11 protein-coding genes, 1 pseudogene and 1 other annotated feature are annotated in these 14,647 nt (G+C 41.0%); of the genes and pseudogenes, 4 read left to right on the forward strand and 8 right to left on the reverse strand.

From position 1 onward, the window contains the following. The 4 genes and pseudogenes from CFT42_RS07350 to CFT42_RS07365 all read right to left on the reverse strand — a co-directional run. Positions 1 to 310: pseudogene (locus tag CFT42_RS07350) on the reverse strand (SA1320 family protein); the annotation flags it as partial. Positions 311 to 331: 21 nt separating this feature from the next. Next, positions 332 to 1,216, reverse strand: coding sequence for a DUF1672 family protein (locus CFT42_RS07355; protein WP_088815810.1), 885 nt, complete (start codon positions 1,214 to 1,216; stop codon positions 332 to 334). A gap of 399 nt (positions 1,217 to 1,615) precedes the next feature. Then, positions 1,616 to 3,757, reverse strand: coding sequence for an MMPL family transporter (locus tag CFT42_RS07360; RefSeq protein WP_088815812.1), 2,142 nt, complete (start codon positions 3,755 to 3,757; stop codon positions 1,616 to 1,618). 94 nt (positions 3,758 to 3,851) lie between these two features. Then, complete coding sequence (locus tag CFT42_RS07365; protein ID WP_088810038.1) at positions 3,852 to 4,457, reverse strand: TetR/AcrR family transcriptional regulator; 606 nt, start codon at positions 4,455 to 4,457, stop codon at positions 3,852 to 3,854. A gap of 282 nt (positions 4,458 to 4,739) precedes the next feature. On the opposite strand from CFT42_RS07365, the gene CFT42_RS07370 reads away from it, so the two are divergent. From CFT42_RS07370 to CFT42_RS07380, 3 genes are all read left to right on the forward strand, one after another. Then, positions 4,740 to 5,945 carry an ammonium transporter gene (locus tag CFT42_RS07370; protein ID WP_088810037.1) on the forward strand — a complete coding sequence of 402 codons (1,206 nt, stop codon included), beginning with the start codon at positions 4,740 to 4,742 and terminating at the stop codon, positions 5,943 to 5,945. A gap of 14 nt (positions 5,946 to 5,959) precedes the next feature. Next, positions 5,960 to 6,328, forward strand: coding sequence for a P-II family nitrogen regulator (locus CFT42_RS07375; RefSeq protein ID WP_088810036.1), 369 nt, complete (start codon positions 5,960 to 5,962; stop codon positions 6,326 to 6,328). Positions 6,329 to 6,456: 128 nt separating this feature from the next. After that, positions 6,457 to 6,837, forward strand: coding sequence for a hypothetical protein (locus CFT42_RS07380; RefSeq protein WP_088810035.1), 381 nt, complete (start codon positions 6,457 to 6,459; stop codon positions 6,835 to 6,837). A 182-nt stretch (positions 6,838 to 7,019) separates the two neighbouring features. Here CFT42_RS07380 and aspS read toward each other — a convergent pair whose 3' ends face one another. Then, positions 7,020 to 8,789: an aspartate--tRNA ligase gene (aspS, locus tag CFT42_RS07385; RefSeq protein WP_088810034.1), complete on the reverse strand. Its 1,770-nt coding sequence runs from the start codon at positions 8,787 to 8,789 to the stop codon at positions 7,020 to 7,022. A gap of 12 nt (positions 8,790 to 8,801) precedes the next feature. Next, positions 8,802 to 10,067, reverse strand: coding sequence for a histidine--tRNA ligase (gene hisS, locus CFT42_RS07390; RefSeq protein ID WP_088815814.1), 1,266 nt, complete (start codon positions 10,065 to 10,067; stop codon positions 8,802 to 8,804). A 52-nt stretch (positions 10,068 to 10,119) separates the two neighbouring features. Continuing rightward, positions 10,120 to 10,342: a binding site (T-box leader), on the reverse strand. Between the two features lie 207 nt (positions 10,343 to 10,549). On the opposite strand from hisS, the gene CFT42_RS07395 reads away from it, so the two are divergent. Continuing rightward, complete coding sequence (locus CFT42_RS07395) at positions 10,550 to 11,830, forward strand: N-acetylmuramoyl-L-alanine amidase family protein (RefSeq protein WP_088810032.1); 1,281 nt, start codon at positions 10,550 to 10,552, stop codon at positions 11,828 to 11,830. Between the two features lie 41 nt (positions 11,831 to 11,871). Here CFT42_RS07395 and dtd read toward each other — a convergent pair whose 3' ends face one another. Beyond that, positions 11,872 to 12,324: a D-aminoacyl-tRNA deacylase gene (dtd, locus tag CFT42_RS07400; protein WP_088810031.1), complete on the reverse strand. Its 453-nt coding sequence runs from the start codon at positions 12,322 to 12,324 to the stop codon at positions 11,872 to 11,874. A 15-nt stretch (positions 12,325 to 12,339) separates the two neighbouring features. Beyond that, positions 12,340 to 14,556, reverse strand: coding sequence for a RelA/SpoT family protein (locus CFT42_RS07405; protein ID WP_088810030.1), 2,217 nt, complete (start codon positions 14,554 to 14,556; stop codon positions 12,340 to 12,342). Positions 14,557 to 14,647 lie beyond the last annotated feature (91 nt).

Consider the following 14,647-nt stretch of genomic DNA (forward strand, 5'->3'; position numbering starts at 1 on the left):
TATCCGCTGCTTTTAGTTGATCATCCGGAATATTTCCAGGAAGCGTGGCATCGGTAATAATATCCCGACCACCGTCTTTTTGACCTTGTGTTCCTTGGAAAATCATGCCGACTTCACCCGTTTTCGTGTTTTCGACAATCATGTAATCTAGTCCGGATTTTGTTCCATATGTTCCTTCTTTAACTTTGTAAGCATTTGGAACACCGTTCACTTTGATGAGGTCGTCTGCACGTGGCTCTTGATAAACTATTTTGCCGCTCATTTCTATAATATCCAAGTCTGATGTTTTTAGTTTTTCCGCTGTTGGCATCTTCCAAAGCCCCCTTGTCCATTATTTTTGAATATCCTCAACCCTAACATTATCACCGTCGGGCAAGCCAACGCGATTAACAATAAAATTATCATATAGAATAACACTATAATTTCCTTTTGGAAGTCCTGTCTCATTCTTCAAATCTTTGGCTATTTGTTCAGCCTTCTCTTGTTTTGGCACCCCTTTACTTATGTTATAGAAGTTTAAAGATACATTTGCATCTTCAAACTTACTGTCCACTTTAAAAAATAAGTTCCTTATTTCACTTACTGAAATGTTGGGATTTTTAATATAAGCATCATAAACTGCTGTAGACTGTCCACCAATTGGCACAAAATAACAACTTTTTTCATATCCGGAAGCATGCGTCTTATCAATCGTGGTCTGGTTTAACCCCTGTAATTCATATTTTTCAGCTATTTTTTTTGTAAAAGTATCCAGTTTCTCGAATTCTTCTTTGTAAGCTTTTACATATAAACCACTTGTAATGGCGCTCTCGACTAGCCCGTCCTGAGACCAAACATTAGGCAATGGGTCAAGCTCTTTTTTTCGCATATCAAGCCCGACAATCACAGAAGTATGGAACTCTATCGGGTCTTCTGCTTCGACCATGACAACCGCCGCATCTCTTGCAGGTACAACATTATTCACTTTAACATCAGTTTTATATGTATCTTTCATATATGCGATGGCTCGCTTTTTAATTTCTGCTTCGTTCTTTTCGACAATTTCTTTAGACTTGTCGCCATCAACGAAAATAAATCCTTGCCCTTTATACTCCGCAACAGGTGTTGTCCCGTCGTCTATTTTCTTTTCTTTTTCATCTGACTGCCCCATAAATGAACAACCTCCTAGTAAAATTGATAAACCAATAATGGAAATCGCTATTTTTTTCCCGTTCATGGTTACACCCCTTTTCTCTATTTATATAAAAAACACCTCTTATAGTATACAACAAGAAACCCTGTTTTAAAATTAAAACCCCCAATTTTGTTGGTCTTACTCTTCCTCCCACACTAGCCGTTCTTGTGTTTGTAGCGTTATAACAACCTCCCTCTTACGTACGCTTTTGCCATAAGGTCGCGCAATTCAGGCAGGGTATTCTAATTGAAACTTATCTCCAGTTTATGTATTTTTCTTACAATTTTAATAGAGCATGTTACTTTTCTTACTGCCTATGTAGATTTTGTGAGCTTTTTAAAAAAAGGACATAAAAGAAAAATAGATAGACAAAAATCCAGTAATAATGCCATCTTTAAAAAATGAGCTTTACTGGATTTTTGCTTACTTTTATTTATTTTTCTAATCTTTCGATACCGTTTTATATTTCTTACCTGGCCAAAATGCCCATCTGCCAAACAGTGTTGTAACTGCTGGAACGAGTAGCGGCCGAACTAAAAATGTATCTAGTAATATACCAATAGCTGTAATGAGTCCAAATTGGACGAGCAGATTAATTGGCAACGTTGTTAAAACTAAAAAGGTTGCGGCTAAAATGACACCTGCAGATGTAATAACCCCGCCTGTTTGGTGTACGCCTTCTTGAACCGCTTTTCGTAGCGGCCATTTTTCTGCGTTTTTCCAAATACTTGAAATCATAAAGATATTGTAGTCCTCTCCTAGCGCCACAATAAATACGAACGCATAAAGCGGTATGAGCCCTGAAATGGCTGTTACACCAAAACCGTGATGCAAAATGAGCCAGCCTAATCCAATTGCCGCCGCATACGAGATTAAAACAGACAAGACAAGATAAATAGTCGCTGTAATCGAACGCAAATACGTCAATAGCAAGATGCTTATAAGCGCAATGACAAGCGGAATAATCACTTTTTCATCATGTTCCGTCACAGCGCGGCTATCATACTGGGCAGCCGTTTGACCAGCAACATACGCTTTCGCTGAATCATCACTTGCCACTTGTTTGATTTTTGGAATTAAATCCATCGCTTCATTGCTGTAAGGATTCATATCGAGTACGACATCATATTTCACCACACTCGAATTCTCTCTACTTTTTTCAGGCAAACTAACAGATTGAACGCCTTTTATGTTCTCTAAATCCTTCCTGAGCCCTTCAGATGGGTTTTCAGCAAGCACCTCGACTTTAGCTAAATACCCCGCCCCGTAATGATCACTTATTAGCTTAAACCCTTCACGTGATGGCATATCTTCTGGAAAAGTTGAGAGTGTGTCATACGTATAGGAAACATTGGTCGTTTGAATGGCTGCTCCTCCAAGTAGAAGCAGTGCGACAATAGTGACAATAATTGGATGTTTCGTGGCAAGTTTCCCAACACGATTCCAAAATTGGTTTTCGCTTTTATGTTTTTTATTCGGATGCGGGATAAAAGGCCAAAATGAAACGCGGCCAAATAGCCCAAGAAGCGCCGGAACTAGCGTTAGCGATGAAAGTAGCATAATCAAAATGGCAAGGCTAAACGGAATCGCAAAGTTGTGAAATGAACCGTACTGTGCAGCAAGTAGCATTAAGAGTGCCACCATGACGGTAAGTCCGCTTAGTAAAATAGCGCCCGACGTCCCACTAAACGCTGTTCGGAAAGCTTTGAAGCGGTTTTCCTCATGACGTAAAACAGAGCGATAACGTGTAATGAGGAACAAACAATAGTCGGTCCCGGCTCCAAACAAGAGCACGGTCATAATGGAAAGCCCTTGCGAACCATACGTGATGAAACCATGTTCGCCTAGAAAACCGAGTAGTGGCGTAATCATCAAGTAAGCAAATCCGACCGCAATAAGCGGAATAAGCGCTAAAATCGGCGAACGATAGATGACAAGTAAAATAATTAAAACTATGAGCACCGTTGCAATAAGTAGTGAAACATCGGCATCTTGGAATAGCCCTGTCGCATCAACGCTAATACCTGCTGGCCCTGTAGTCCGCGCAACTAGCTCATCTTTACTCGATATTTTTTGGCTAAAAGGGTTCTCGCCTAGTACCCCTTCCGCACGCGTTTTTATTTCATTCATCCCCGTTTTAAGTTCATCTGCTGTGGCAGACTCGTCCATCAAGATAGTTTGAATGAAAGTCGTTTGGTCTTTTGAAAGTTGCTGTTTTAGGACAATTGGTGGCAGTTTCTCAAGTGGAATCGTGGCTTCCTGATGCGCCACTGGTGTTTTTGTAAGCGACGCATTAATGGCTTGAATGCTCGCTAAGTCCTCATTTGTCAAACCTTCTGCACGATACCAAGTAATCAGAAGCGGCGTTCCCGCCTGACCACCAAAATATTCTTTTACTTTGTTGTCCGCTACAACAGATGGCTCGCTACTTGGAAGGTCGCTTGCCGCATCATCTTTATATTCATCCGCACTCGGCAAGAAAAGCTGCAACAAAATCACAGCAAGTATCCAAATGGAAAGCGTCACAAAACGCCCTTTCTTTCCCCCAACACCATCAGCCATTTTTTCCAAAAAGTGACTCATATTTTTTCCCCCTTCGTTTATCAGTCGATAAATAGATTAGCATACTTTCACTTATCAATCGATAAATATGCTTCGATAAAAAAAAGATATTAAATTATACCTCTTTTTTACATAGCCCAAACAAAATAAAATTAATCGTTTCTTTCACACGAACATCCGTCGGTTCAGCACTTTCAAACTTGCTCATTTGCGAGAAAAGTGGACTTATCGCTGAAAGGAAAAAACGAGCAGCGCGTTCTGCAGAAATAGGTTCACGAATTTCCGCACGAGCTTCTAATTGCTTAAAAACATGCTCAAATGGACGCAAATACGTATCACGCCAAAGCGTATAAAGTAAAAATTGATTTTCTTCTTTTAATTCATTCAAAATATCATGAATCATTAGTAAAATATTGGTCGGGTGTTTATCAATTAGCATGATAACCATCTCATTTAGCGCATCCACCGGCGCTAAATTTTTCCGAATTAACTCGCTCATGTCAGCTTGAATGCTCGTCGTAAGCTCCTTCACAACCTCAAGATAGAGCATCTCCTTATCTTTAAAATGGTGATAAAGTGCCGGCTGCGTAATTCCAGCGATGACAGCAATTTCACGCGTTGACACGCTCCGATATCCTTTTTCCATAAATAAATCTCGGCCAGCATCTAAAATTTTCTTGCGCGTAATTAAAAATTCTTCTGCTCGACTTCTCTTCACCATGTCAAACGCTCCTTTTCCTCAACATGGTTTCATTTTATCATAAACAAACAAGATTTTCCCACCCTTCTTTTAGATTAAAACTGACATCGCTTTCCTAAAAAAACATTCTTCCCTCCTAAAATTCATTCCAAAAATCCGAATTGAAATCGCTAAATGTAAGATAATCTAACAAAATTTATGGAATTCATAAATAATTCTTGCAATTAAAATTTATTTATGTATTATAGTGGCATAAAGAAATTAATCAATGTTAGTTTATCTAACATTAAAGGAGAGTTGAATATGGAATCTGTCTTTATGTTTTTTTGTACATTGTTAGTTTGGCTTATGACACCAGGAATTGCATTATTTTATGGTGGTATGGTACGTCGAAAAAATGTTTTAAGTACAGCGATGTATAGTTTTGCTTCGATGGCCGTCATCTCAATTTTGTGGGTTGTTGTAGGTTATTCGCTCGCCTTCGCACCAAATAATGGCTTCATTGGCAGCTTTGACTGGAGCTTTTTAAACCAAGTTGGTTTCGCACCGAATGAATTATACAGCGATGCTATTCCCCATCTGCTCTTTATGATGTTTCAAATGACATTCGCTGTTTTAACAGTCGCTATCATATCTGGCGCTTTCGCAGAACGAATGAATTTTGCCGCCTATCTTGTTTTCATTATCCTTTGGTCACTCCTCGTCTACGCCCCTGTCGCACATTGGGTTTGGGGTGACGGCGGTTTCCTTCGCAATCTAGGCGCGCTTGATTTTGCTGGTGGTAATGTCGTTCACATTAGCTCCGGTATAACAGGTCTTGTACTCGCCATCATGCTCGGGCGAAGGAAGGAAGTCGATACGGCTTCACCACACAATCTTCCCCTTGCTTTAATCGGAGGAATCTTCGTTTGGTTTGGTTGGTACGGTTTCAATGTCGGCAGTGCGCTCACAATTGATAACGTCGCAATGGCGGCATTTGTCAACACAAACACAGCGGCTGCGGCCGGCATTATCGGCTGGTGCCTTGTCGAGTGGCTAACGAATAAGCGTCCCACTATGCTTGGAACAATTTCAGGCGCTATCGCGGGTCTTGTATCCATCACTCCCGCCGCTGGTTTTGTCACCGTTCCTGCTTCCATGCTCATCGGCCTTCTTGGCGGCGCGCTTTGTTTCTGGGGTGTCTACTGGCTAAAAGGAAAAGTCAAATATGATGATGCTCTAGATGCATTTGGCCTTCACGGAATCGGTGGCATCTGGGGCGGTATCGCAACCGGCTTGTTCGCCACAACTAAAATCAATGAGGCAGGAGCCGACGGTTTATTTTATGGAAATCCGGCGTTATTATTTAAACAACTGGCAGCCATTTCCATAACCGTTGTCTTCGTCGCAATCGCAACCATCATCATCGTTGTACTTATCAAACTCGTCCTCCCGCTTCGTGTTAGCGAAGAACAAGAATACAAAGGCCTAGATTTGACACTTCACGGCGAAAAAGCTTATCAGGATTAAAAGGAGGTTTTACAATGGCAAATTTAACAAAAATTGAGATTATTACGCGCCCCAACCGATTTGCAGCCTTCCAAAAAGAATTGGCTAAAATCGGCGTTAGCGGTTTAACTGTAACAAAAGCACTCGGCACAGGTCTTGAAAAAGGCTTCATCGAATTGTACCGCGGCAAAAAGAAAGAAAATAATATTCATGAACGCATGAAAATTGAAATCGTCGTAAGTACTGTTCCTGTAGAAGACGTTTTACGCGTCGTCGAAAATACACTCCGAACTGGAGAACCAGGCGATGGGAAAGTTTTTATTTATCCGCTTAGCGAAGTGATTAAAATTAGCACAGGCGAAACTGGAACCCAAGCACTTCAAGATTCACCTACTGAAAATTAAAATTAACCAAATAAATGCCTCCTTTTCTAAAAAAATCATGAGAAATTGTCTTTTCCCCTTTACTATGGGCGGAATACAGCTATAATTGATAGTGAGATGTATTTAGATTGGAGGCGCGAGCTCATTTTATGCGTAAGATTCCCATTTTCACTATAATTGCTGTTTTGCTAATTGGTGGCGGATATTTCTACTATCAACACATGAGCACAAGAGTTGATATTACGTTTAATTTTACACCAACCAAAAAATCAGCAGATCATACTGTTAGCGGCACAATTGACGGCGCGGGTACTGAAGAAGTTACTATCCCGCTCTCTGAAGAAATGTGGAAGACCGTTAAAAAGGGCAGTCGTTATAACGTAGAAGCGACATTCTATAATAAAAATAAAGTCAGTAAAGAAGTAGCTAAAAATTTACAAGGTCCTTTCTGGGAAAACGAGGCCAATCAAGGTCTACTTGTAAATAAAGTTAAAGTCGATAATATGGAAGCCATTACGACTGGATTTTAAAAAAGTGGTGCGAAGCTAAAAACTTCACACCACTTTTTTTATTTATTTGATGACTTCCGTTTTTTTCGGTACAGATGGACAAGAACGAAAAATAAAATAATAATTGGAACGTAAATCACAAGTATTGGAATGAACGCTGTAAAAGTTGTCATTGTTGTTTTTCTCCTCCATTGTCATGGTTCTTATTCTTTTTCAGGAACAGTCAAACCTAACTCCTCTAACTGTGCTTTGCTTACTTCACCAGGCGCGTTTGTTAGTGGGTCAACTGCACTTCCTGTTTTAGGGAACGCAATTGTGTCGCGCAAATTGTTTTTTCCAGCTAAAATCATCACAATGCGGTCGAGTCCTAGCGCGATGCCGCCGTGAGGTGGCGTGCCGTAGTCAAGCGCATCCATGAGGAAGCCGAACTGTTCTTCTGCTGCTTCGTCCGTAAAGCCGAGCGCGCGGAACATTTTTTGCTGTACTTCTTTTTGATAGATACGAAGCGAGCCGCCGCCAATTTCATAGCCGTTTAGCACAATATCATAGGCTTCCGCCATCGCCTCTCCTGGCTTTTCTTCCAAAAGAGGAATGTCTTCTGCTCTTGGTAAAGTGAACGGATGATGTGCAGAAACGTAGCGTTTTGCTTCTTCATCGTACTCAAATAGTGGCCAATCTGTTACCCATAAGAAAGCGAATTTGCTTTCGTCAATCAGTTCCAGCTCTTTCCCAAGTTTTGAGCGGAGTGCCCCAAGAGAAGCCGCAACTACTTCGCTTCTATCTGCTGCAAAAAGGAGTAAGTCGCCAGCTTCTGCATCAAGTGCTGCGCGTAATTCAGCCTGCTTTGCTTCGTCAAAGAACTTCGCAATTGGACCTTTTAACTCGCCTTCTTCAACTTTAAGCCATGCAAGTCCTTTCGCGCCGTAAGTGCCGACAAATTCACCTAGCGCATCAATTTCTTTACGCGAGTATTTATCAGCCGCTCCTTTTGCGTTAATTGCTTTAACAACGCCGCGAGCTTCAATTGCAGACGTGAACACTTTGAATGCCACATCGCTTACAAGAGCTGAAATATCGATTAGCTCTAGGCCAAAGCGTACATCTGGTTTATCGCTACCAAAACGTGACATCGCTTCACTGTAGGTCATGCGCGGAAATGGTGCACTGATTTCAATCCCCTTCGCTTCCCGTACAACGTTTACGAGCATTTCTTCGGTCATGCCCTGAATTTCTTCTTTGGATAAAAAGCTAGTTTCAAGGTCGACTTGAGTGAATTCAGGTTGCCGGTCGCCTCTTAAATCTTCGTCGCGGAAACAACGAACAATTTGGTAATACTTGTCAAATCCAGCTGTCATTAAAAGCTGTTTCAAGATTTGCGGTGATTGCGGTAGCGCATAGAAATTCCCCGGATAAACGCGGCTTGGAACTAAATAATCACGCGCCCCCTCAGGCGTGCTTTTCGTTAAATACGGTGTTTCAATATCATAAAAACCAAGTTTGTTTAATGTTTCGCGGAAAACGCGCGTCACCGTGTGGCGCATTTTAAATGTTTCTGCCATTTCGTTGCGGCGCAAATCAAGATAGCGATATTTTAAACGTAGCTCATCGGAAACATTGATGCCGTCTTCAATGTAAAATGGTGGCGTTTTGGAACGATTTAAAATCGTCACGCTTGATGCCACAATTTCTACTTTCCCAGTTGCAATTTTAGTATTGATAACCGCCTCATCACGCGCGGCCACTTTTCCTTTTACGGTAATGACAAACTCTGAACGAATGGATTCCGCAATACGAAGCGCCTCTTCGGAAAACTCCGGGTTAAAGACGACTTGGACAATTCCTTCGCGGTCACGCATATCGATAAAGATAAGCCCACCTAAATCACGACGTTTTTGTACCCAACCGTGTAATACGACTTCTTGACCAATGAATTTTTCTGTTATTTCTCCGCAATATGCTGTTCTCTTTTCCACGTTTTTTCCTCCTTAGGATTTCGTTAAACGGCTTATAAGTTCCTCAGCTGAAACTGAAATTTGTTCACCCGTTTCCATATTTTTAAGCGGGTATTCACCCGATGCAAGCTCTTCTTCTCCAATGATAACCGTATATTTTGCTTCTTTACGATTCGCATCTTTCATTTGCGCTTTAAATTTGCGCTTTTGGTAATCTTTATCAGCACTTATACCAGCATTTCGCAACTGATTCACGATTTTAACTGCTTCAAGTTCTGCTTCCTCGCTCGCTACAATGACATAACAAGCAAGTTCCTTATCTTTTGGAATTTCAATTTCTGCCGCCTGAAGTGCAAGAAGCACACGTTCAACGCCCATACCAAAACCAATTCCCGGAGTATCTGGACCATCAAATTCTTGCACAAGTCCGTGATAGCGACCGCCGCCACAAAGTGTCGTTTTAGCCCCAAAACCTTCCTCATCACTCATAATTTCAAACGTCGTATGATTATAGTAATCAAGCCCGCGGACAAGCGTTGGATCCACTACAAACGGAATGTCAATTGCCTCTAAAAACCCTTTTACTTGGCTAAAATAGAGACGGGAATCTTCATTTAGAAAATCTAAAATAGATGGCGCCGTTGCCACAAGTGGATGTGCGTGGTCCGTCTTGCAATCCAAAATACGAAGTGGATTTTTATGCAATCGATTTTGACAATCCGAACAAAACTCGTCAATGCGCGGTTCGAAATGCGCAATCAGAGCATCCCGATGTTTCAACCGGCTTTCTTTATCCCCTAGACTGTTAATCGTTAGCGAAATATTTTTAAGACCAATGGATTTATAAAAATTCATCGCAAGCGCAATGACTTCCGCATCAATCGCAGGATCCGCACTCCCAATTGCCTCCACGCCAATTTGTGTGAATTGACGCTGCCGCCCGCCTTGTGGCCGCTCATAACGGAACATCGGACCATTATAGTATAGCTTCACTGGTTGATTGACATCACCGAACATTTTATGTTCAACAAACGCGCGTACAACCGAAGCAGTTCCTTCTGGACGCAGTGTTAAACTCCGATTTTTTTTATCATGAAATGTGTACATTTCTTTTGAAACAATATCCGTTGAATCTCCGACACCACGTTCAAATAACTCCGTGTGCTCAAAAATTGGAGTACGAATTTCTTCATAACGGTAGTTTTCACAGATTTCGCGAAATTTATCTTCAAGAAAATGCCATTTTTGTACCTCTTCAGGTAAAATATCTCGCGTGCCTCGTGGTAATTGAATTTTCATCACATTTCCTCCTTTTTTGAATATAAAAAAATCCCTCGTCACTTGTCCGAAAACAAGGGACGAGAGATGTAGATTCACCCGTGGTACCACCCTAATTGGAATTTTTGAAATTCCCACTCTTCCGTTAACGCCGGACTACGTTTCGACCTACTCGTTTTCGATCAAAACCTCGGAAGTGTCTTTCCAAAAAGTTTCACCATGAATTTCTCTCAGCAAATGAAATTCTCTCTTTTATGGGAGTGATTCTTTGTACTTTTCTTCGTCATCAGTTTAAATATGAATTATTTCTAGGTTACTAAAAAAAACGACTAAAGTCAATTAGCTAAAAGAAAAACTGTAAAATTATATCAAATAACATTCAGTAGTGCGTAAAATTGTTTTCTTTTTTCAAAAAATTATGGTTAATAGTTCCATGAAAGCTTAATTTGTGGTACCATTTTAATGACCTGAAGAAGTTTTTATAAAGGTGGTGTAGCAATTTCGTGAAGAACAAATTTTTATTTATCACCGTTTTATCGGCGTTACTCATTGCAGCGGGGGTTATTACAACGATTGCGATGGCGAATGCAAATGCCGTTCGCGTTCAGGCGGAAGTTTTAAACGTGCGAAACGGTCCAGGTCTTGCTTATGACGTAACAAGTCAAGTCCGTAAAGGTGACGTGCTTCGCGTCATTGGAGAAGAAAATAAATGGTATAAAGTTCGTTTAGATAACGGAAATAGCGGTTGGGTAGCCAGCTGGCTCGTTGAAAACACAGATGTGAGCGCTGCAAGTAATAGTATGGCGATCGTAAGTTCTGAAAACGGCTTAAATGTCCGGTCCAAACCGTCAACTGATAGCACAGTTTTAGGCATATTAAATACAGGTGATCAAATCAATGTTGTGAGTGAACAAAACGGCTGGGCTCAAATTCAATATAAAGGGCAAAACGCTTGGGTAAATGCGAGTTACATAACAATTCGTGAATCAACGACAAAAGTTGACCAAAATAATTTGCAAAGTTTAACGATTCGTGATGACTCTACAAATATTCGAAGCAAGCCTGATTTAAGCGGTGAAGTGATTGAAAAAGCAAACTCTGGTCATGCTTACGGAATTCAAGGTGTCCAAGGTGACTGGTATCAAGTTCAAACAGCTGATGGACAAACTGGTTATGTAGCAAACTGGGTTGTCGATGTAGGAAATGAAAATGAAAAACCCGCTAAATCAAAAACGACGAAACTTTCTGAAGCAACTATCGTCCTTGATCCAGGCCACGGTGGAAACGATCCCGGTGCAAAAGGTGAAAATGGAACCATAGAAAAGAAAGCAACGTTAAAAACAGCAAATGCCATTAAAGCTCGACTAGAGCAAGCTGGCGCAAAAGTGATTATGACGCGTGACCACGATGAATATATTTCATTACGTCAGCGTACAAAAGTAGCTTCGAAAAACAATGCTGATGCATTTGTCAGCTTGCATTTTGATAGCCTTGAAAACAACGACGAAAGCGTAAGCGGCCAAACTACTTACTATTATGATAGTAGTGATAAAGGGCTCGCAAAAAGCATTAATAAGAGTCTTGGCAATACCCTTCCAACAACAAATCGCGGTGCTCGTGTTGGCGACTTTTACGTTGTACGCGAAAACTCGCAACCTGCTGTTTTATTAGAACTTGGCTATTTAAGTTCAAAAACTGACGAAGCCAACATCAATTCTAATTCATACCGCACAAAAATTGCTGAAGGCGTAACAGAAGGACTCGCAAACTATTTCGCAAACTAAAAAAACCGGAAAGTAAGTGTTAAGCTTACTTTCCGGTTTTTCTATTTCATTAAATCAGCTGAATCAAGCAAAATCGTGACTGGCCCGTCATTAACAAGCGAAACTTTCATATCCGCTCCGAAAACCCCGGCGTCTACACCTAAACCAGCTTTTTCCAACTCTTTATTAAATCGATTATAAAGCTTTTCCGCTTCCGCACCCGGTGCCGAGTCCGTGAAACTTGGTCGGCGCCCTTTTCTTGCGTCTGCATAAAGTGTGAACTGCGATACGCTAAGCACGTTTCCCGAAACCTCTTGAATGGATAAATTCATTTTCTGGTTTTCATCTTCGAAAACACGGAGATTTGCAATTTTTTGTACTAAAACATCAATTTCTCGTTCTGTATCCGTATGAGTAAAACCAACAAGAAGCAAGAATCCTTGTGGAATTTCCGCAATAATTTCATCATCTATCGTCACACTTGCACTTGTAACCCTTTGAAGCACAACACGCATAGCCAATCATCCTCCCTAGCTCATCAATCGTCTTACCGTATAAACATCTGGAATTTGTTTAATTTTATCTACAACGCGCTGTAAATGATTAATATTATGAATTTGCAAAGTTAATACGAGCGTTGCCATTTTATTATTATCAACTTTCGCATTCACGCCATTAATGTTTGAAGTCAAACTATTAATTACTTGCAAAATATCATTCAATAAGCCATTGCGATTATAACCATAAATTTCAATATCCACATTATAATCATTTTTCGCCTGAAAATCTGCATCTTCCCACTCTACGCCGATGAGCCGCTCACTTTCGATGGACTGCACATTCGGACAATCCGAACGGTGAATCGAAATCCCGCGCCCCTTCGTAATATAGCCCACAATTTCATCGCCCGGAACAGGGTTACAACATCTGGACAAACGAATAAGCAGATTGCCAACACCTTGAACAACTACACCCGCATTATGCTTGATTTTAAGCTTCTCGTTATTGGCCTCCGCATTGCTATTCCGCGCTTCCGCTTGCGAAAGCAATTTTTCCGTTTGCTCCTCTTGGTCGCGCTCCTTCCGCTCTTTCTCCGTCAAACGATTCGCCACTTGAAGCGCCGTAATCCCGTTATATCCAACAGCAGCAAACAAATCATCTTCATGGGAAAAATTCAGCTTCTCAAGGAGACGTTTGAGATTTTCGTTCGTCATAATCTTTTTAGGTTCAAAATCCATTTGCCGAAGTTCTTTTTCAACCAAATCCCGGCCTTTTTCGACATTTTCTTCTTTCGCTTGCCGTTTGAAGAATTGACGGATTTTATTTCGCGCCTGCGACGTCTGCACGAGTTTTAACCAGTCACGACTTGGCCCGTAGGAATGCTTCGACGTTAAAATATCGATAATATCCCCAGTCTTCAGCTTATAATCGAGTGTGACAATTTTGCCATTCACTTTCGCGCCAATCGTTTTATTCCCAATTTCCGTATGAATTCGGTATGCGAAATCAAGTGGAACCGAGCCGTTTGGTAGCTCGTAAACATCGCCTTTCGGTGTAAACACATACACAACGTCCGCAAATAAATCTAATTTTAACGATTCCATAAACTCTTCCGCATTATCAGACTCATTTTGGTACTCCAAAATTTCACGGAACCAAGTCATTTTATTATCAAATGACGTTTTCGAGTTAACGACTTTTCCTTCTTTATACGCCCAGTGCGCGGCAACCCCGTATTCTGCAATTTGGTGCATCTCATGCGTCCGAATTTGCACTTCAAGCGGTTCGCCTTGCGGTCCAATAACCGTCGTATGCAGCGACTGATACATATTCGATTTCGGCATCGCAATATAATCCTTAAACCGTCCCGGCATCGGTTTCCAGCGCGTATGAATGACGCCCAGTACCGCATAACAATCTTTAATGCTACTAACTAGAATCCGTACCGCCAATAAATCATAAATTTCGTTAAATTGCTTATGCTGTTCCGACATTTTGCGATAAATCGAATAAATATGTTTCGGCCTACCAGAAATATCCGCCTGAATATTTAATTCATCCAAGTTGTCTGAAACGCCGTCAATCACATCTTGCAAATAGCGCTCACGCGCACCGCGTTTTTGTTTCATCAAATGTACAATGCGGTAGTATTGTTGCGGATTCAAATAGCGTAATGCTGTATCTTCAAGTTCCCATTTCACGCGGCTAATCCCAAGTCGATGAGCAAGCGGTGCGAAAATTTCAAGTGTTTCCGTCGAAATCCGGCGCTGTTTTTCTACCGGAAGATGTTTTAAAGTACGCATATTATGCAGTCGGTCTGCTAACTTGATCAAAATAACTCGAATATCTTGCGCCATCGCAATGAACATTTTCCGATGATTTTCAGCTTGCTGTTCCTCATGCGATTTATATTTAATTTTCCCAAGTTTTGTAACGCCGTCCACAAGCATCGCCACTTCAGCATTAAACGTTTCTGTTAAATCCTCAAGTGTCACATCCGTATCTTCGACAACATCGTGTAAAAAACCTGCCGCTACCGTTTCAGGGTCCATTCTTAGCTCAACAAGAATTCCTGCTACTTGAATTGGATGAATAATATATGGCTCTCCCGATTTTCTAAACTGTTCACTATGTGCATCTCGCGCATATTCATAAGCCTTTTTCACAATTTCCAGATGCGTTTCATTCATATAATTCGAAGCCATTTCGATGACTTGCTCTGCTGTCAAATTTTGCTCTTTCGCCATTTTATCCACCCCCTTCTTTTCCCCTTGTCTAAAATAGATTCTTAGTTACTATTATACACAACTAAAGTGGCTTTAGAAAGTAGTTTTCATG

Source organism: Listeria goaensis (genome assembly GCF_900186125.1).
Classification (GTDB): domain Bacteria; phylum Bacillota; class Bacilli; order Lactobacillales; family Listeriaceae; genus Listeria; species Listeria goaensis.

Excerpts from the sequence above, each read along its gene's own strand:
- CFT42_RS07365 (WP_088810038.1), bottom strand. The coding sequence starts at position 4,457 with ATGGTGAAGAGAAGTCGAGCAGAAGAATTTTTAATTACGCGCAAGAAA.
- CFT42_RS07360 (WP_088815812.1), bottom strand. The coding sequence starts at position 3,757 with ATGAGTCACTTTTTGGAAAAAATGGCTGATGGTGTTGGGGGAAAGAAA.
- CFT42_RS07405 (WP_088810030.1), bottom strand. The coding sequence starts at position 14,556 with ATGGCGAAAGAGCAAAATTTGACAGCAGAGCAAGTCATCGAAATGGCT.
- CFT42_RS07355 (WP_088815810.1), bottom strand. The coding sequence starts at position 1,216 with ATGAACGGGAAAAAAATAGCGATTTCCATTATTGGTTTATCAATTTTA.
- dtd (WP_088810031.1), bottom strand. The coding sequence starts at position 12,324 with ATGCGTGTTGTGCTTCAAAGGGTTACAAGTGCAAGTGTGACGATAGAT.
- CFT42_RS07375 (WP_088810036.1), top strand. The coding sequence starts at position 5,960 with ATGGCAAATTTAACAAAAATTGAGATTATTACGCGCCCCAACCGATTT.
- CFT42_RS07370 (WP_088810037.1), top strand. The coding sequence starts at position 4,740 with ATGGAATCTGTCTTTATGTTTTTTTGTACATTGTTAGTTTGGCTTATG.
- hisS (WP_088815814.1), bottom strand. The coding sequence starts at position 10,067 with ATGAAAATTCAATTACCACGAGGCACGCGAGATATTTTACCTGAAGAG.
- CFT42_RS07380 (WP_088810035.1), top strand. The coding sequence starts at position 6,457 with ATGCGTAAGATTCCCATTTTCACTATAATTGCTGTTTTGCTAATTGGT.